The organism is Polaromonas sp. SP1 (assembly GCF_003711205.1).
Lineage (GTDB): Bacteria > Pseudomonadota > Gammaproteobacteria > Burkholderiales > Burkholderiaceae_C > Polaromonas.
The window spans coordinates 1,649,368-1,668,014 of the sequence record NZ_CP031013.1; the positions used below are offsets into that span (position 1 = coordinate 1,649,368).

The 18,647-nt window shown below is 65.8% G+C and carries 12 protein-coding genes; 9 read left to right on the plus strand and 3 right to left on the minus strand.

Annotated elements, in window-relative coordinates; genetic code table 11:
- Positions 1 to 13 precede the first annotated feature (13 nt).
- Complete coding sequence (gene glnE, locus DT070_RS07890) at positions 14 to 2,830, minus strand: bifunctional [glutamate--ammonia ligase]-adenylyl-L-tyrosine phosphorylase/[glutamate--ammonia-ligase] adenylyltransferase (RefSeq protein WP_122954898.1); 2,817 nt, start codon at positions 2,828 to 2,830, stop codon at positions 14 to 16.
- Positions 2,831 to 2,903: 73 nt separating this feature from the next.
- On the opposite strand from glnE, the gene DT070_RS07895 reads away from it, so the two are divergent.
- From DT070_RS07895 to DT070_RS07920, 6 genes are all read left to right on the plus strand, one after another.
- On the plus strand, positions 2,904 to 7,148 hold the full coding sequence (locus DT070_RS07895; protein ID WP_122954899.1) for a YhdP family protein: 4,245 nt from the start codon (positions 2,904 to 2,906) through the stop codon (positions 7,146 to 7,148).
- A 2-nt stretch (positions 7,149 to 7,150) separates the two neighbouring features.
- Positions 7,151 to 7,957 carry a carbon-nitrogen hydrolase family protein gene (locus DT070_RS07900; RefSeq protein WP_122954900.1) on the plus strand — a complete coding sequence of 269 codons (807 nt, stop codon included), beginning with the start codon at positions 7,151 to 7,153 and terminating at the stop codon, positions 7,955 to 7,957.
- 10 nt (positions 7,958 to 7,967) lie between these two features.
- Entirely contained in the window at positions 7,968 to 10,058 is a 2,091-nt protein-coding gene (locus tag DT070_RS07905; protein WP_122954901.1) for a nitrogen regulation protein NR(II), read from the plus strand.
- Between the two features lie 10 nt (positions 10,059 to 10,068).
- On the plus strand, positions 10,069 to 10,695 hold the full coding sequence (locus DT070_RS07910) for a response regulator transcription factor (protein WP_122954902.1): 627 nt from the start codon (positions 10,069 to 10,071) through the stop codon (positions 10,693 to 10,695).
- Positions 10,696 to 10,813: 118 nt separating this feature from the next.
- Positions 10,814 to 12,049, plus strand: coding sequence for a murein transglycosylase A (locus DT070_RS07915; protein WP_122954903.1), 1,236 nt, complete (start codon positions 10,814 to 10,816; stop codon positions 12,047 to 12,049).
- Between the two features lie 41 nt (positions 12,050 to 12,090).
- Positions 12,091 to 12,423: a hypothetical protein gene (locus DT070_RS07920; RefSeq protein WP_122954904.1), complete on the plus strand. Its 333-nt coding sequence runs from the start codon at positions 12,091 to 12,093 to the stop codon at positions 12,421 to 12,423.
- Here the strand turns inward: DT070_RS07920 and DT070_RS07925 are convergent.
- Positions 12,420 to 13,103 carry a hypothetical protein gene (locus DT070_RS07925; RefSeq protein WP_228778545.1) on the minus strand — a complete coding sequence of 228 codons (684 nt, stop codon included), beginning with the start codon at positions 13,101 to 13,103 and terminating at the stop codon, positions 12,420 to 12,422. The genes DT070_RS07920 and DT070_RS07925 overlap by 4 nt on opposite strands.
- A gap of 180 nt (positions 13,104 to 13,283) precedes the next feature.
- On the opposite strand from DT070_RS07925, the gene DT070_RS07930 reads away from it, so the two are divergent.
- Positions 13,284 to 13,646 (plus strand): hypothetical protein, encoded by a 363-nt coding sequence (locus DT070_RS07930; RefSeq protein WP_122954906.1) that lies wholly within the window; start codon positions 13,284 to 13,286, stop codon positions 13,644 to 13,646.
- Between the two features lie 134 nt (positions 13,647 to 13,780).
- On the opposite strand, the gene DT070_RS07935 is transcribed toward DT070_RS07930, so the two are convergent.
- Positions 13,781 to 14,254: an Lrp/AsnC family transcriptional regulator gene (locus tag DT070_RS07935; RefSeq protein WP_007870093.1), complete on the minus strand. Its 474-nt coding sequence runs from the start codon at positions 14,252 to 14,254 to the stop codon at positions 13,781 to 13,783.
- A 185-nt stretch (positions 14,255 to 14,439) separates the two neighbouring features.
- Here DT070_RS07935 and DT070_RS07940 point away from each other — a divergent pair, with 185 nt between their 5' ends.
- Complete coding sequence (locus DT070_RS07940; RefSeq protein WP_122954907.1) at positions 14,440 to 18,006, plus strand: indolepyruvate ferredoxin oxidoreductase family protein; 3,567 nt, start codon at positions 14,440 to 14,442, stop codon at positions 18,004 to 18,006.
- A 244-nt stretch (positions 18,007 to 18,250) separates the two neighbouring features.
- Positions 18,251 to 18,592 carry a preprotein translocase subunit YajC gene (gene yajC, locus DT070_RS07945; RefSeq protein WP_092132430.1) on the plus strand — a complete coding sequence of 114 codons (342 nt, stop codon included), beginning with the start codon at positions 18,251 to 18,253 and terminating at the stop codon, positions 18,590 to 18,592.
- The last annotated feature ends 55 nt before the right edge of the window (positions 18,593 to 18,647 follow it).

The following is an 18,647-nucleotide window of genomic DNA, read 5'->3' on the forward strand; positions in this document are numbered from 1 at the left end:
TGATTGAATTAAATCAGTCGATTGACTTAAAGGTCGACACCCAGAGCGCCTGGATGGCGTCGCACTCGGCCTGGAGCGCCGGCGGGGTGACCTGGGTGGGCTCTTCGTTCAGGCGTGCGCGATGCTGCACGCGCCGCAGTTCGCGGTAAGCGCCGGCCGCCCGCTGGCCCACGCCGGGCGGCAGCAGGCCGGCGGCTTCAGCGCGCTGCAGCAGGGAAATGTTGCCGACATTGGCAATGAGCTCGGGGTGCTGCGCAGACTGCGACAACACCAGGAACTGCACGGCAAACTCGGCGTCCACCATGCCGCCGGGGCTATGCTTGACGTCGAATTTTTCGGGCTCGGGCGCCAGCGCGGGGGCGCCGTCTGCCAGATGCGGGACATGCGCGCGTTTGATGGGGTGCGCGTTGCGCACTTTCTCGCGCATCGCAACAATCTCGTTGCGCAGCGCCGCCCTGTCGCGCGGCGCGGTGATGACAGATTCACGCACCTGGTCAAAACGTTGGCGCAGCGCATCATCGCCCTGCACGCAGCGCGCACGTGTCATGGCCTGGTGTTCCCAGGTCCAGGCGGTGTTGCTGCCGCGCTGCTGCTGGTAGCGGGTATAGGCGTCAAAGCTCGTGACCAGCAGGCCCGAGTTGCCGTTGGGGCGCAGGGCCGTGTCGATCTCGAACAGGTCGCCTTCGCTGGTCTTGATGGTCAGCCAGTTGATCAGCTTGCGCACAAAAGCCGCATAAACCTCGGGCGCGCGCTCATCGTCGTCTTCATAGACGAACACGATGTCCAGGTCGCTGCCGTAACCCAGCTCCTTCCCGCCCAGTTTGCCGTAGGCAATGATGGCGAACTGCGGTGTCTCGCGGTGCCGGTTTTTCAGGCGTTGCCAGCACCAGTCGGTGGTGATGCTCAGCACGGCTTCGGCCAGCGCGCTCAGGTCGTCGGCCACCTGCTCGACTGTCAGCACGCCTTCCAGGTCGCGCGCCAGCGTGCGAAACACTTCGGCATGGTGCGCGCGGCGCAGCAGGTTCAGGCAGGTTTCCTCATCGTCTTCGCCAGTGCTCTTGAGCGCGGCCAGCCGCTGCCGCAGGTCGCGGGCAAAGGCGACGCCGTCAAAACGTTCCTTGAGCAGCTCGTCGCTGGCCAGCTCGTCGATCACGCCGGGGTGCTGCAGCAGGTAGCGCGCGGGCCACTTGGCCGCGCCCAGCAGGCGCAGCAGGCGTTCGTGCACGGCGGGGCGCTCCAGCAGCAGCGCCAGGTAGCTCTCCCGCCTGAGCAGCGGCTCGATCCAGTCGATGATCCGTATGGCCGCTTCTTCGGTCACGGCGCCCTCGGCGAGCCAGGTGGCGGTGCGCTGCACCAGCCGTGTCAGGCGCGCGCGCGACTCTTCTTTCAGTGCGAGGACGCGGGGGTGCTGGCGCCACAGCGTCAGGCGCTCGCGGAATTTCTCCGGCCATTGCTCCGACAGCTGGGCCAGCAGGTCGTCAAGCTGCTGCGGAACCGCCTTGGCCGCCTTGCCGTTGCAGCCCTTGCAGTCGGCCTTGCCGCCCAGCAGCTTGTCAAATTCGCCGGCCACCAGTTCGCGGTGGGCATCGAGCTCGCTGAGGAAAGGGCAGCAGTTGCCGTAACCCAGTGTCTCGGCGATCCAGGCCAGGTCGTCATCGCGCGTGGGCAGCACATGGGTCTGCTGGTCGTCCAGATACTGGATGCGGTGCTCCACCTTGCGAAGGAAGTCATAGGCGCGCGCCAGCGCATCGGCGGTCTCCTGCGGCATCAGGCCCGCGCGTGCCACGCGCTGCAGGGCGTCGACCGTCGGGCGCGTGCGCAACTCGGGAAATTGCCCGCCGCGCACCACCTGCAGCAACTGCACGGTGAACTCGATCTCGCGTATGCCGCCGCGCGACATCTTGACGTCGTTGGCGCGCTCCGGGTGCCCCGCGCAGCGTTTTGCCGCATGCTCCCGGATCTGCCGGTGCAGGATGCGCAGGGCGTCAAAGACGTTGTAGTCCAGGTATTTCCTGAACACGAAAGGCAACACCGGGCCGCGCAAGGCCTGTGCAGCGCCGCTCTGCACGCACTCCAGCGGCGCCACCACCCGGCTTTTCAGCCAGGCAAAGCGCTCCCACTCGCGGCCCTGCGCCTGGAAATACTCTTCAAGCGCACTGAGCGAAACGGCGGCAGGCCCGGAACTGCCATTGGGCCGAAGCGCCAGGTCCACCCGGAAGACAAAGCCATGTTCCGTCGAGTCGCCGATCAGGCTGAAGACCGCCTTGACCTGGTGCGCGAAGTACTCGTGGTTCGTGATCTGCCCGCGGCCGTCGCTGCGCCCGGCCGTCTCGCCGTCGTGGTCATACACATAAATCAGGTCGATGTCGCTGGAGACATTGAGCTCGCGTGCGCCCAGCTTGCCCATGCCCACCACCCACATGCGGGCGCGCGTTCCATCGGGAGCCAGCGGCGCGCCATGCAGGGCATCCAGCACCCGGCCGGACTCCACCATGGCGACATCGAGCGCCAGTTCCGCGAGCTCGGTCATGGCGCGTGTCACCACCACGAGAGGCGCCTGGTTCTCGCAAGCACCGTCGCAATCGAGCACCACCAGGCGCTCCATGACCAGCTGGCGCACGACCCGCAGTGCGGCCCCGATTTCAAGGCCTTGCGCCAAAAGCCCGTCAAGGGCGGCCTGCATGGTGGCGCGCACGGGCGCGCCTGGGGGCAAAAGAGGAAGGTGGCCGGCATAACGGCGGCGAACGCGCTGCACGAACCGTGAATAGTCCGACGCTGCCGGCCCGGCGGCGGGGAGGGTCTCTGGGCGGACGGTGGGGGCGACGGTCATCACACTACTTCACAAAACTTCATGGTCTCCCGCCGGGCGGACGCTGGCCCCGGCGGTCATAATTCTCAAGTCAATGGAGCCAACGATTCCCAGCCCGACCCACCCGCCAGCCCAGCCGGCGCGACGCCTGCAATGGCTGGCCTTCACCGTGCGCATGCTGCTGTGGCTCGTCGTTTCGGCCTGGCTCCTCTTCGGCCTGAGCCTGGTCGTGCTGCATGGCTGGATTGTGCCGCGAATCGGGGAATTTCGTCCGCGCCTGGAAATAGAGGCCAGCAAGGCGCTGGGGGTGCCTGTTCGCATCGGCGACATCACCGCCCGCTCCCGGGGCATGATCCCCTCTTTCGAGTTGCGCGACGTGACCCTGCTCGACCCCCAGGGGCGAGAAGCCCTGCGCCTGCCGCGGCTTCTGGGTGCGCTGTCCCCCGCCTCCATCTGGAGCCTGGGTTTTGAGCAGCTTTATATCGACGAGCCCGAACTGGACATTCGCCGCGCTGCGGACGGAAAGATCTACGTGGGCGGGCTGGACGTCTCGCAAGACCGCGCCGCCGGCCAGAGCGCCGCTGCCGACTGGTTCTTTTCCCAGACCGAGTTCGTGATCCGGGGCGGCACCGTGCGCTGGACCGACGAGTTGCAGAAAGCGCCGACGCTGGCGCTGACACAGGTCGACTGGGTGATGCGCAACGCCCGGCGCCGCCACCTGATGCGCCTGGACGCCTCACCGCCCCCGGAGTGGGGCGACCGCTTCACATTGATGGGGGTTTTCCGCCAGTCGCTGTTGTCGCGAAACGCGGGCGATTTTGACGGCTGGACGGGTCAGCTGTTTGCCGACTTCGGCCGCGTGGATGCCTCCCGAGTCAGGCAATACATCAACATGGACACGCTGGGCGTGGAGCTGATCCGCGGCAACGGCGCGCTGCGCGCCTGGGCCGACGTCAGCAAGGGGCAGATCATCGGCGGGACGGCCGACGTGGCGCTGCAGGACGTGGACGCCAGGCTGGGCGCCAGGCTCCAGCCCCTGGCGTTTGAATCGGTCGCGGGGCGTATTGGCGGCGGGCAACGCGCCAACGGCTTTGACTTCAACACCCAGGGCCTGCGCTTTCGCACACGCGATGGCCTGCAGTGGCCCGGCGGCAATGTGGCACTGGTGCACACCGGCGACGAAGCCGGCGCGCCGCAGCACACCGAATTCAAGGCCGACAAACTCGATCTGGCCGCGCTGGCGCAAATTGCCAACCGCCTGCCACTCGATGAACCGACCCACGCCCTGATTGCTTCTTTCGCCCCCAAAGGCCTGGTCGAAACTGTCGAGGCCCGCTGGCAGGGGCCGATGGATGCCCCCTCCACTTACGCGGCAAAAGGGCGCGTGGTCGGCCTGAACGTCGCCGCGCTGCCGGCGCCCCCCCAGCCGGCCGCCTCCGGCCCGGCGCCTGCACATCCCAAACCCGGCAGGCCGGGGATCAGCGGCGCCGCGATCGATTTCGATGTGACGCAGGCCGGCGGGCAAGCCAAAGTCAGGATCGCCAACGGCGCACTGACCGTTCCTGGTGTGTTCGAAGACCCGGTGGTTCCGTTCGACCAGTTCTCGACGGAGGCCCAATGGAAATTTTCGGGGCGAAAGATCGAAGCCCAGCTGCGCAACCTGCAGTTTGCCAATGCCGATGCGCAAGGCGAGGCGCAGGTCAGCTGGCATACGGCCGATGTGGGCGCCGGCGCCCCCGCTGCCGCAGGCGCGCCAGACCACCGCTTTCCCGGCGTGGTGGATTTGCAGGGTGCGTTGAGCCGGGGCGACGGCGACCGGGTTCACCGCTATTTGCCGCTGGTGTTGCCCGACCCGGTGCGCCATTACGTGCGGGATGCCGTGGTGCAGGGCCAGGTCAGCGACGTGAAGTTCAAGGTCAAGGGGCCTGTGGAAGAGTTGCCCTTCAAGAACCCGGCGCGCGGCGAATTCAGGGTGTCGGCCAAGGTGCGCAACGGGCAACTGGCCTATGTGCCCAAAACCATACAACCGGCCGGCGCGGCGCCGTGGCCGGCGCTGACCGAGCTCAACGGCGAACTGGTGTTCAACCGCGCATCGCTGGAGGTGAACGGCGCCACAAGCAAAGTCGCCGGCCTGCCGGGCCTGCAAGTGGTCAAGGCAGAAGCGCGCATCCCGGACCTGACCCACGACTCCACCGTGGAAGTCAATGTGGAGGTCAAGGGCGCGCTGTCCGACGCGCTGGGGTTCGTCAACCAGTCCCCGGTGGGCAACATGACCAACCACGTGCTGGCCAAGGCCGTTGCGACCGGCACGGGCGAATACCGCTTCCGGCTGGGGCTTCCCATTCATTCCATCGACAAGTCCCGCGTGGAAGGAACCGTCACCCTGTCAGGCAACGATGTGCAATTTGCCGCCGCCACGCCTGCCCTGAGCCGGCTCAAGGGCGTGGTGACCGTGAGCGAGCGCGGGTTTTCCGTCGCGGGCGGCCAGGCGCGGCTGCTGGGCGGCGACATCCGTTTTGACGGCGGCATGCGCTCGCAGCCGCGCGCACCGGGCAGCGCCGAGACCGAAACCGTCGCGACCTTCAAAGGGCAGGGCACCGTCACGGCCGAGGGCCTGCGGCAGGCCAAAGAGCTGGGGCCGCTCTCACGCATGGCGCAAGGCGCCAGCGGCAGCACGGCCTATACGGCCACCCTGGGTTTTCGCCGCGGCCAGCCTGAAGTCGCCATCTCCAGCAGCTTGCAAGGGATGGCCCTGAACCTGCCTGCACCGCTCTCGAAAACGGCTGAGGCCGCCTTGCCGCTGAGGTTCGAAAACACGCTGCTGCAGGCTTCACTGGCGCCTGGGCAAAAGCTGGAAGACCAGTTGTCGATCACGCTGGGCCGCATCGCGTCCATCATGTACGTGCGCGATGTGAGCGGGCCCGAACCTCGCGTCATACGCGGCGGCATCGGCGTGGGGCTGGAGCCCGGCGAAACGGCGCCCATGCAGGAGGCCGGCGTCGCGGCCAACATCAACCTGGCGCAGGTCGACCTGGATGCCTGGCAGAAGTTGCTGACGGACTCCTCCGGCGGCACTGCGCTGGCCGCACCGCCGCCGGTGGCGGCCACCGCGGCCACCAACCGTGCGGCGGCGGTGGCCGCGCTGACCTACATGCCCACCGTGATGGCCATACGCGCGAAGGAGCTGGTGGTGGAAGGGCGCAAGCTCAACAACGTGGTGGTCGGCGGCTCCCGCGAAGGCCTCACCTGGCGCGCCAACATCGACGCCACCGAGCTCAACGGCTATGTCGAGTTCCGCCAGCCCGGCGGCATCGGCGCAGGCCGTCTGTACGCGCGGCTCTCGCGCCTCAGCCTGGAGCCTGGAACCGCCAGCGACGTCGAGGCCATCCTGAACGAGCAGCCCGCCAGCATCCCGGCGCTGGACGTCGTGGTGGAGGACCTGGAGCTGCGCGGCAAGAAGCTGGGTCGCGTTGAAATCGATGCCGTCAACCGTGGTGCGTCGGCGGCGGCGCGCGAAGGCGTTCGTGAATGGCGCCTGAACAAGTTCAATGTGATCCTTCCCGAGGCCGTGCTGACCGCCACAGGCAACTGGGTCGCCCTGAACGCCCAGGCGCCCACGGCGGCGGCAGGCGGCGCGCGCCCTGCACGCGCACCTGCCGAGCGGCGCCGCACCGTGATGAACTTCAAGCTCGACATCGCCGATTCGGGGGCCTTGCTCAGGCGTTTCGGCATGGGCGACGTGATTCGCCGCGGCAAGGGCAAGCTGGAGGGCCAGGTGGCCTGGGTGGGCTCTCCGCTCAGCCTGGACTACCCGACCATGAGCGGGCAATTCAACGTGAACGTCGAGTCCGGGCAGTTCGTCAAGGCCGATCCGGGCATCGCCAAGCTGCTGGGCGTGCTGAGCCTGCAGTCCCTGCCCCGGCGGCTGGCGCTGGATTTTCGCGATGTCTTCTCCGAAGGTTTCGCCTTCGATTTTGTCCGCGGCGACGTCAACATCAACCAGGGCGTGGCCTACACCAACAACCTGCAGATGCGCGGCGTCAATGCCGCCGTCCTGATGGAAGGCTCCGCCGACATCGCCAAAGAGACGCAAAATATCAAGGTCGTGGTGGTGCCTGAAATCAACGCCGGCACGGCCTCGCTGATCGCGACGGCCATCAACCCGGCCATCGGCCTGGGCAGCTTCCTGGCGCAGATGTTTTTGCGCCGCCCCCTGATGCAGGCGGCGACGCAGGAGTTCCATATCGATGGCGCCTGGTCCGACCCCAGGGTCACCAAGCTGGACCGCAAGGCCCAGGCAGAAGCCAAACCGCCCGAGGCCTCCACGGAGACGCGCTGATCATGAAAATAGCAGCTATTCAAATGGTGTCGGCCACCCGGATCGAGGACAACCTGGAGGTGGCGCACCAGCTGCTCGGGCAAGCCGCGGCGCAAGGCGCGGAGCTGGCCGTGCTGCCCGAGTACTTCTGCATCATGGGCCGCAAAGACACCGACAAGCTGCAGTTCCAGGAGACGCCGGGCCAAGGGCCGATCCAGGATTTCCTGAGCCGGTCGGCGCGCGAACTGGGGCTGTGGATCGTCGGCGGCACATTGCCGATGGCCACGCCCGATCCGGCGCGTGCCCGCAATTGCTCACTGGCCTACGCGCCGTCCGGCGAATGCGTGGCACGCTACGACAAGATCCACCTGTTTCGTTTCGCGCAGGGCCAGGAAGACTACGACGAAAGGCGCGTGCTGGAGCCGGGAACGCAGCCCGTCTCTTTTGAACTCGCCTCGCGCGACGGCCATGTCTACACCGTCGGCATGAGTGTTTGCTACGACCTGCGCTTCCCTGAGCTCTACCGCGCCCTGAAGGCCGACGTGCTGCTGGTGCCCAGTGCGTTCACCTACACCACCGGCCAGGCGCACTGGGAGGTCCTGCTGCGCGCGAGGGCCATTGAAAACCTGGCCTATGTGCTGGCGGCAGCGCAGGGCGGCACCCATGAAAACGGCCGCCGCACCTGGGGCCACAGCATGGTGGTTGATCCGTGGGGCCAGATCCTCGCCGAGCGTGCCGAGGGCGCCGGGGTGGTGATGGCCGAAGTCCAGGGCGCCAACCTGCAGGGCGTGCGGGGCCGCCTGCCGGCGCTTTCGCATTGCGTTTTGTGAGGCAGCCGGCGTGAAGTTTGCCTTTTCGCGCCGTGTCGGCCGGGACACCCGCCGATGGTCGCTTTGGGTGTTGCTGGTGGTGCTGGTGCTGGCCTTGCTCGGCATACTGATCTGGCTGGCGGGCCGCTATGAATCCAGCATGGTGCAGGGTCGGCTTGAACACGATGCCGGTGAAGCCGTGACGGACGTCCGCTCGGGCCTGACGCGCAACATCCAGACATTCCAGGCGCTGCAGTCCAGCGAGCGCACGCCTGCCTCGTGGCACCTGTCGGCGGCCGAAATGCTCCGCGAGCACCGCGAAATCATGCGGCTTGAATGGCGCAGCGAGTCGCTGGACATCCTGGCCTTTGCCGAAACGCCCTACCGCACATCGGTGTTCGAGCGGCTGGGTCGGGCCGGCATGCAGGCCGATGTGAGCCTGACCTGCACCACCGCCCGGCGCCTGAGCGGCTCGGCGTACTCCACCAGCTACTTCATGCCGCAACCCAACGGCCTGGGCCTGGAGGTGCTGGACATGTGCCTGCCCATCATGGTCGCAGGGCGCCTCACCGGCTATACGGTCGCCACCTATTCCCTGCAGGACATCCTGAGCGAGCTGGTGGGCAAACAACTCTCCCGCGGCATCGGCCTGTCGTTCACCGAGGCCGACGGCACACGCCTGGCGCTGCATGGGGTGCCCGCCAAGGGCAACCGCATTTATGTCGCGCAGCAGTTGCTGGACTTGCCGGGCAACACGCTGGTCGTCAGGATGGAAAGCCGCCTCGGAACGCCGGCCTTGTTTCCCAACGTGCTGACGGCGCTGGTGACCACCATGTCCCTGGCATTGATGGCGGTGCTTTTCCTGCTTGCCCGGGACATGCGGCGCCGGCTGAAGGTGGAGCACGACCTCGGCGAGGCCCTGGCCTTTCGCAAGGCCATGGAAGACTCGGTGCTGACGGGCCTGCGCGCCCGCGACCTGCAGGGCCGCATCACCTATGTGAACCCGGCGTTCTGCAAGATGGTGGGTGTGGAAGCCAAGGACCTGCTTCACCACAGCTTCCCGTCCCCCTATTGGCCGCCTGAGCTGGCCAGCGTCTACCAGCAACGCCAGGAAATCCGCCTGGCCGGCAGCAATTTGCCGCGTGAGGGCCATGAGTCGGTGTTCATGCGGCGCGACGGAACGCGCTTTCCGGTGCTGATCATGGAAGCGCCGCTGATCAACGCCGTGGGCAAACATACCGGCTGGATGAGCGCCATCCTGGACGTGAGCGAGCAGCGCCGGGTGGAAGAACTCTCGCGCGCCAGCCAGGACCGCCTGCAGGCCACCGCCAGGCTCGCGATGGTGGGCGAGATGGCGTCGCTGCTCAGCCATGAGCTCAACCAGCCGCTGGCCGCGATCTCCAGCTATGCCACCGGCTCGCTCAACCTGCTGCAGGGCGAAACGGCCGGCGAGAAGCCCGCCGCCGCTGCCACCGTGCCCCCGCTGTCTGAAGACCTGCAACGGGCCATGCGCCGCATTGCCGAGCAGGCCGAGCGCGCCGGCAAGGTCATCAAAAGCGTGCATGACTTTGTCCGCCGGCGCGACCAGGTGCGCGAGGCCGTGCAGCCGCGCGACCTGCTGGACGCGATCATGCCGCTGGTCAGCCTGCAGGCGCGCAAGCTCGGCGTGCGCGTGGTGATCGAGGTGGACGAAGCCTGCGAACCCGTGCTGTGCGACCGCACCATGGTCGAGCAGGTGCTGCTCAACCTGTCGCGCAACGGCATGCAGGCCATGCACGGCGCGACCGAGACCGCACAACCCGCGCGCGGCGCGCCGGCGCAGCCCGAGAAGGTGCTGACGCTGCGTATCCGGCCGGCCGCCTCCAACGCGCAAAGCCGCTGGGTCGAGTTTGCCGTGATCGATTGCGGCGAGGGCATTCCCGAAGACGTCGCGCAGCGGCTTTTCACGCCCTTCTTCACCACCAAGGAAGAGGGCATGGGCCTGGGGCTCAGCCTGTGCCGCACCGTGATAGAACAGCATGGCGGTTTCCTCGGGTTTGAGGCGGCCGAGCCGCAGGGTACGATTTTCAGTTTTACCCTGCCCGCGGCCTTGGCGCCGGACGCCGCATCCCAGCGAGACTGAAAGACACCTCATGGAACCCATTCACGATGCCACGGTCTATATCGTCGACGACGACGCCAGCGTGCGCGAGGCGCTGGCGTGGCTGCTGCGTTCGCGCCGCCTGTTGAGCGAAACCTTCGACAGCGCCGAGGCCTTCGACGCCCGGGTGTCCAGCCAGTTCAAGGTCCAGGCGCCCTCTTGCGTCCTGCTGGACGTGCGCATGGCCGGGCTCAGCGGCCTGGCCATGTTCGAGAAGCTGATCGACTACGGCCTGCTGCCCACGCTGCCGGTGATTTTTCTGACCGGCCATGCCGATGTGCCCACCGCCGTTGATGCGGTCAAGCGGGGCGCATTTGATTTTTGCGAGAAACCGTTTTCGGACAACGCCCTGGTGGACCGGATCGAGCAGGCGCTGAACCTGTCTGCGGCGGCGCTGGCCCAGCACAGCGAGTCGACCGGCCTGCAGGCCCGGCTGGACGGCCTGACCGACCGCGAGCGTGATGTGATGCGGCTGGTGGTGGGCGGGCTGCCCAACAAGCTGGTGGCGGACCAGCTGGATATCAGCGTGCGGACGGTGGAGGTGCACCGCGCGCGCGTATTTGACAAAATGGGCGTCAAGTCCGCAGTGGAGCTTGCCAACCTGCTACGAAATTTATAGCGCAAAGGGCGCCGGTTTCCGTTCTTTTTATTTCTTGTCTGATTTCGCATCCGGCGCCGGATGCTCCGAATCCTTCAGTTCGCCGTTTTTGCGGCCTGAAAACATCGTCCACCACACAATGAACACCAGCAGCAGCAACGCCCCGAGGGCTTCGAGCAAAAGTAAGGCCATGATATTTCCCAGGATTGCGTCAGGATGCGCCGGGCGTTCCCTGCAGGCGGCGCGGCTTGCATCGATTATCGCCACGGTGCTGCTCGCCTCCTGCGCCAGCCCGCCCATGCCCCCGTCAAGCCCTTCCGGCACGCCGCCGGCTGCGGGCAGCCGACCCGGCGACTCGGGCCCCTTGCCTGCACCCATCGTGCAGGGCAAAAGCCGCTGGGTGCCGGTCCGCTGGGCGGAGCTGCCCGGGTTTGAAGAAGACCAGCTCTTCGAAGCCTGGAATGCCTGGCTCAAAAGCTGTGAGCGGCCCGGCCCGGTGTTTGCGCCCCTGTGCGGGGAAGTGCGGCGCCTGAGCATTGCTTCGCCCGAAGAGCAGCGCAACTGGATGGTGAGCCGGCTGCAGCCCTACCGGGTCGAAAGCGCGCAGGGCGCGGCCGATGGCTTGCTGACCAGTTATTTCGAGCCCGTCCTCAAGGCCAGCCGCCAGCCCGGCGCAGGTTACGAGGTGCCGCTGTACCGCACACCCGCATCGCTGGGCAGCCGCAAGCCGTGGTTTTCACGGCAGGAAATTGATACCTCGCCCGAAGCCCGGGCCGCGCTCAAGGGTCGCGAAATCGCCTGGCTGGCCGATCCGGTCGAGGCGATGTCCCTGCACATCCAGGGCTCCGGCCGCCTCAGCATCACCGAGCCCGACGGCGCGCAGCGCATGATCCGGGTGGCTTATGCCGGCTCGAACGAGCAGCCGTTTCGCAGTGTCACCCAGTGGCTGCTGGACCAGGGCGAAGGCCGCATGACGACTCCCTGGGTCGAATCCACCAAGGCCTGGGCGGCGAGGAATCCGCCGCAGCGCGTGCAGCAGATGCTCTGGAGCAACCCGCGCTACACCTTCTTCCAGGAGCAGCCTTTGAGCGAACTGGACGCCGCATTCGGCCCCAAGGGCGCGCAGGGCGTGGCGCTCACGCCAGGGCGTTCCATCGCGGTGGATCCAGGCAGCATCCCCTACGGCACGCCGGTGTGGCTGGCCTCGCGCGGCGCTGCGGGCAGCCTGCAGAAACTGGTGCTGGCGCAAGATACGGGCAGTGCCATCGTGGGTGCTGTGCGGGCCGACTACTTTGCGGGGACCGGGCCGGAGGCCGGCCAGTTTGCCTCGCGCATGAACCAGCCGCTCAGGCTGTGGGTGCTTTGGCCCCGGTAAGCGCATCGCCACATCACAACCATGCAAAAAAGGAACCCAGCATGAACAGGCCATTGAACATCGGCGTCGCGGCGGCTGTGGCGGCGGCCGGCTTCCTGACAGCCTGCGCGGGCGGCAGCGGGCCGGGCTCAGGCCCGCTTTACCGCTGTGAGAACGGCATCGAGTTTCGGGTCAAGTTTGTCGACGATACGGCGGTGCTGGAGGGACCCGGCGGCTATGACCTGCTCAACCGCGATGCCGGCGGCCAGGGTCCTCAGCAAACGGTGTACAGCAATCCGCGCATGCGCGCCGAGTTTGGCCTGGGTGCCAGCGGCCGCGAGGCCCGGTTGCATTACCCGATGCTGCCGCTGACGGCCCGCTGCGTGCGGGACTAGCGCACCGAAAGCCGCACTTCCACACGCAGGCCTTCTCGGCCAGCCGACTGCCCGCTGCTGGCCAGGCCGCTGCTGCTGCCGGCGCTGGCATCGTCGGATTCCGCCACGGTGACCCACTCGCCCAGCGGCAACGCCAGCGACGTGCTGGCCGACGATGACGACAAGGGCGCCAGCGCCGAATTGCCGGCGCGGCTGGCCTGCACGGCGGCCAGTTCCAGCTCCGCGCTGTCCCCGCCGCGCCAGATGGGCCGCGCCGAAAAACCGCTGTTGGCGTCGATCATCACGGTCCCGCCGACCTGGCGCCTGACGCCGTTTTGCACAAACACCTGCATCAGCCGCAGCGGCCGGCTGTTGCCCAGGTTGATGTTGACGTTGCGGCCGTTGAGCACCAGCACGCGCTGGACCAGGTCGCGCGAGTCGCTGCGCTGGTTGTCCTGGGCCGTGATGTCGATATTCGCCCCCGAGCGCCCAGGCTGCAGCGTGACGCCGCCCTGCGCGCCCAGCGCGCTTTGGGAGATGCTGCTGTTTCGCACCTGGCGCACTTCGATCTGCAGGTTGCGCATCGGCACGGCTTCCTGTGTTGCTATCGAATTGATAGCTGGTTGTGCATGCAGGACCTGGGCTGCAGGCATTATTGATACTAAAAACAGGGTGGAAGCGAAATGCCGGAATGAAGCCATGCGAACTCCTGGGTGGCAAAAAAGGAAGCTGAAACAGCCAGGCCGCGCTGCGGCGCAGCCGTTCACGGGATTCTGCCCGCAGCGCACAAGTCACGCTAACATCGCACTCAAGTCGATCGCCCGCCCGCCGTTCCATGCCGCCAACGGCCATGAACATCGCGGCCAACACCTGTATTTTTCATGAGCCCGAAACTAAAAGTTGCCGCCTGGATTTTTGGCATTCTCGCCGCCTATGGCGCCAGCGTGGGCATCGGTGTGTACCGCATCACGTCGGCCGAAATGTATCCGCTGGCCAAGAGGGGCCTGGCCGCCTACCTGGCGGCGACGCGATCCAGCGAGGCCAACCAGCCGATTTATTTCAGGTGGTGGACTTCGTGGTATTTCAGGAACCAGCCCTCCAACGGCTGGGCAGAGATGAAGATGTGCACCTCTTCGGCAGCCTGCCACAACGTGATCGCCTACACGACCGTTGCCAACCCCGGCAAGTGGGAAATCAACGTTGACGGCCAGTGGGTGACCCTGAAAGAGCTGCCCGGGAAGTAAGGCTGGGGGCTGCGGCTGTTTGCTATCAAATAAATAGCTAACAGTCCAATGAATACCTGGGAAAACGCCACTTTTTGCTCAAGAAATTCGCCAGGCCGCCCTGGGTTTTTTGACAGCCCCCGCCCGCCTGGCAGTCACGCCAGGTGCCCCAGCGGCAAGGCGCTGCTGGCTTTGACCTCGCCCAGGGAAAAACTGGTGTGCAGGTCTTTCACATTGGGCAGGTTGATCAGGTTTTGCAGCGCAAACTTGCTGAAGGCCTCCAGGTCTTGTGCCACCACCTGCAACTCAAACGTGCCGGTGCCGCTGATGTAGTGGCAAGACACGATTTCGGGCAGCTTCTTGATGGCTTCTTCCAGCTGGCGCGTGGCGTCGCCGCTGTTGCGGTCGGCGTCCAGCCGCACAAAGGCCAGCACGCCCAGCCCGATCTTGTGGCGGTTGATTTCGGCGCGGTAGCCGGTGATAAAGCCCGATTCTTCCAGCGCCCGCACCCGCCGCCAGCAGGGTGCGGCCGACAGCCCCACGCGGGAGGCCAGTTCCGTGTTCGTCAAGCGTGCGTCCCGTTGCAACTCATTCAGGATTGCGATGTCAAACTTGTCTAATGTTTCCATATCAGGCATTTTGCAGCAAGATTCTTTCTATAACCACCCTAAATCAGGCAAACAAAGCAAAGACATATCAGGGCTGGCGGCATACACTTTGCATGCAACTAGAGGGCTGGCCCTAACCGGGCCCGAGCCTCTCGCCGACCTGCCCACAAGGCGGGTATTAAAAACAGACTTGGAGACCCACGAACATGAACGCGCCCCTACCTGAACATATCCGCAAGGCCCTGGAAACCGTCACCTTAGACGACAAGTACAGCCTCGATCACGGCCGCGCCTTCATGAGCGGCGTCCAGGCGCTGGTTCGCCTGCCCATGCTGCAGCGCACGCGTGATGCCATCGAGGGCCTGAACACGGCGGGTTTTGTCAGCGGCTACCGCGGCTCGCCGCTGGGTGGTTATGACCAGGCGCTGTGGGCCGCCAAAAAGCATCTGGCCGCGCAAAACATCGTGTTCCAGCCGGGCGTCAATGAAGAGCTGGGCGCCACCGCCGTGTGGGGCACGCAGCAGCTCGACCTGAACCCGCAAAGCAAAAAATTCGACGGCGTATTCGGCATCTGGTACGGCAAAGGTCCGGGCGTGGACCGCTGCTCCGACGTCTTCAAGCACGCCAACATGGCGGGCACGGCCAAACACGGCGGCGTGATTGCGATTGCCGGCGACGACCATGTCTCCAAGAGCTCCACCGCCGCCCACCAGAGCGACCACATCTTCAAGGCCTGCGGCCTGCCGGTGTTCTTTCCGTCCAATGTGCAGGACATCCTGGACATGGGGCTGCATGCGTTTGCCATGAGCCGCTTTTCCGGCGTCTGGTCGGGCATGAAAACCATCCAGGAAGTCGTCGAGTCTTCGAGCTCCGTCCTGGTGGATCCGGACCGCGTGAAGATCATCATCCCTGAAGACTTCGAGATGCCGCCCGGCGGCCTGCATATCCGCTGGCCCGATCCCCCGCTGGAGCAGGAAGCCCGGCTGATGGATTACAAGTGGTACGCGGCGCTCGCGTACATCCGCGCCAACAAGCTCAACTACAACGTCATCGCCGGCCCCAAAGACCGTTTCGGCCTGATCGCCAGCGGCAAGGCCTTCAACGACACGCGCCAGGCGCTGGCCGACCTGGGCCTGGATGAAGACACCTGCCACCAGCTGGGCATACGCCTGCACAAGGTCAACGTGGTGTGGCCGCTGGAAGCGACGATTACGCGCGACTTCGCCGAAGGCCTGCAGGAGATCCTGGTGGTCGAGGAAAAACGCCAGGTCATCGAGTACCAGCTCAAGGAAGAGCTGTACAACTGGCGCGCCGACGTGCGCCCCAATGTGCTGGGCAAGTTCGACGAACCCGAAGGCGACCAGTCGGGCGGCGAATGGGGCCGCTCCAACCCGAGCGACAACTGGCTGCTGCGCGCCAAGGCCGACCTGACCCCGGCCATCATCGCCAAGGCGATTGCCAAGCGCCTGAAAAAACTGGGCGTGCCCGCCGACATCATCTCCCGCATGGACGAGCGCCTGGCCGTTATCGAAGGGCGTGAACGCGCGCTGGCCCAAGGTAAATCAGACACCGGTGAACGCGCGCCGTGGTTTTGCAGCGGCTGCCCGCACAACACCAGCACACGTGTGCCCGAAGGCTCACGCGCCGTGGCTGGCATCGGCTGCCACTACATGGCGACCTGGATGGACCGCTCCACCTCGACCTTCACCCAGATGGGCGGTGAAGGCGTGACCTGGGTGGGCCAGGCGGCTTTTACGACCGACGAGCACATCTTTGCCAACCTGGGCGACGGCACTTACTTCCACAGCGGGCTGCTGGCGATCCGTCAGGCCATCGCCTCGGGCGTGAACATCACCTACAAGATTCTCTACAACGACGCGGTCGCCATGACCGGCGGCCAGCAGGTCGGCGAGCGGCCGGAAGGCCATTCGGTGCTGCAGATCATGCAAAGCCTGCGCGCCGAGGGCGTGACCAAGCTGGTCATCGTGACCGACGAGCCGCAAAAATATGACGGCGCGCCGCTGCTGGACGGCGTGACGGTGCATCACCGCGACGAGCTGGACCGCATCCAGCGCGAGTTCCGCGAGCTCAAGGGCACGACCGCCATCATTTACGACCAGACCTGTGCGACGGAAAAGCGCCGGCGCCGCAAACGCGGCACCATGGCCGACCCGGAAAAACGCGTGGTCATCAACGAGCTGGTGTGCGAGGGCTGCGGTGATTGTTCGGTGCAGTCGAACTGCCTGTCGGTCGAGCCGCTGGAGACCGAATTCGGCCGCAAGCGCCGCATCAACCAGAACACCTGCAACAAGGATTACTCTTGCGTGAAGGGCTTTTGCCCCAGCTTTGTCACGGTTGAAGGCGGGCAGCTGAAGAAGCCCAAAAAAGACAAAAAGGGCGCGCCCAGCAGCCTGTTCGCCATTCCCGAGCCCGTGTTGCCGGTGGCTGAAAACGCCTGGGGCATTGTGGTCGGCGGCGTGGGCGGCACCGGCGTCATCACCATCGGCCAGTTGCTGGGCATGGCGGCCCACATTGAAGGCAAGGGCGTGGTTACGCAAGACGCCGGCGGCCTGGCGCAAAAAGGCGGCGCGACCTGGAGCCATATCCAGATCGCCAACCGGCCCGAAGCCATCTACACGACCAAGGTCGACACCGCCAAGGCCGACCTGGTGATCGGCTGCGACCCGATTGTGGCGGCCAGCAAGTACACGCTGACCGTGATGCAGCCGGGCCGCACCTATGTGGCGATGAACTCGCACGGCACGCCGACGGCGGCCTTTGTGACCAACCCGGCCTGGCAGTTCCCCGGCGGCAATTGCGAGACGGCCGTGACTTCCGCAGTGGGCGCTGACTTGCTCGGCAGCTTTGATGCGGAGCAGGTAGCGGTGCAGCTCGTGGGTGACTCGATCTACACCAACCCGCTGATGCTGGGCTTTGCCTGGCAAAAAGGCCGGGTGCCGCTGTCGCACGCCGCGCTGATGCGGGCGATTGAGCTCAACGGCGTGCAGGTCGACAACAACAAGGCGGCTTTTGAGTGGGGCCGGCGCTGCGCGCACGACCTGGCTGCGGTGCAGGCCTTGTTCAAGGCGGCCCAGGTGATCGAGTTTGTGAAGCGCCCCTCGCTGGCCGATATGCTGGCCAAGCGGGTCGACTTCCTGACGGCTTACCAGAATGCGGCTTACGCGCAGACCTACCAGGCCTTTGTCGAGAAGGTGCGCGCGGCAGAGGCGCCGCTGGGCAAGACGCTGCTGACCGAGGCGGTGGCCCGTTACCTCTTCAAACTCATGGCCTACAAGGATGAGTACGAAGTGGCGCGCCTGCACACCGACACCGGCTTCCTGGACAAGGTCAACGGTATGTTTGAGGGCGACTTCAAGCTCAATTACCACCTCGCGCCGCCCATGATTGCGTCCACCAACGACAAGGGCGAGCTGCAAAAGCAGCAATTCGGCCCCTGGATGCTGGGTGCGTTCAAGGTGCTGGCCCGCCTGAAGGGCCTGCGCGGCACGCCGCTGGACGTTTTCGGCCGCACCGAAGAGCGCCGCACGGAACGGGCGCTGATCGGGGAATACCGGGCCAGCGTGGAAGAGGCGCTGGCGGGCCTGAGCGCTGAAAACCATGCCGTGGCGGTCGAAATCGCCCGGATTCCGGAAATGATCAAGGGTTATGGCCACGTCAAGGCGCGCCACTTGGCCGCTGCACGGCCCCAGTGGGCGGCGCTGATGGCGTCGTTCCGCCAGCCCAACGCGGCCGGCCAGCGGCAGGCCGCCTAAATCCCGGTTCAGCCGGAAGCGGCACCGGCCTGATATCGACGTATCTGGCCGGTGCCGCGCTCCCAGGCCCGGCCCTGCGTGGGCTGCGGCCGGCATTTGCGCGTAAACCCGGCTTGAAAAGCCCTTGGTGCGTGCCAGTTACCCCCTTCGTGCACTTGCCCGCCGCATACAATCGTGGGCTCTGCGCCCCGTCCGTGCTGGACGGCGCGCGCCAGTGTGTTTTTAAAACGTTGTGGAGTTAGCCGTGTTCATTTCTTCTGCCTTTGCCCAAACCGCTCCTGCCGCTGCTGCCGGCGGCGACATGATGTCATCGCTCACGGGCATGCTGCCCCTGGTGCTGATGTTTGTGGTGCTGTATTTCGTAATGATCCGCCCGCAGATGAAAAAGCAGAAAGAACACCGCGCCATGATCGACGCCCTGGCCAAGGGCGATGAAGTCGCCACCGCCGGCGGCCTGCTGGGCAAGGTCACCAAGCTGGGCGACGTCTACCTGACGCTCGAACTCGCTCCCGGTGTTGAAGTGCAGCTGCAGCGCAGCGCCATCATCCAGGTCCTGCCCAAGGGCGCGATCAGCCCCGCCAAGTAAACCGCAAAACCCAAAGGCATCAAGGGGCCGCACGGCCTTGCGATGCAGGGCCAGC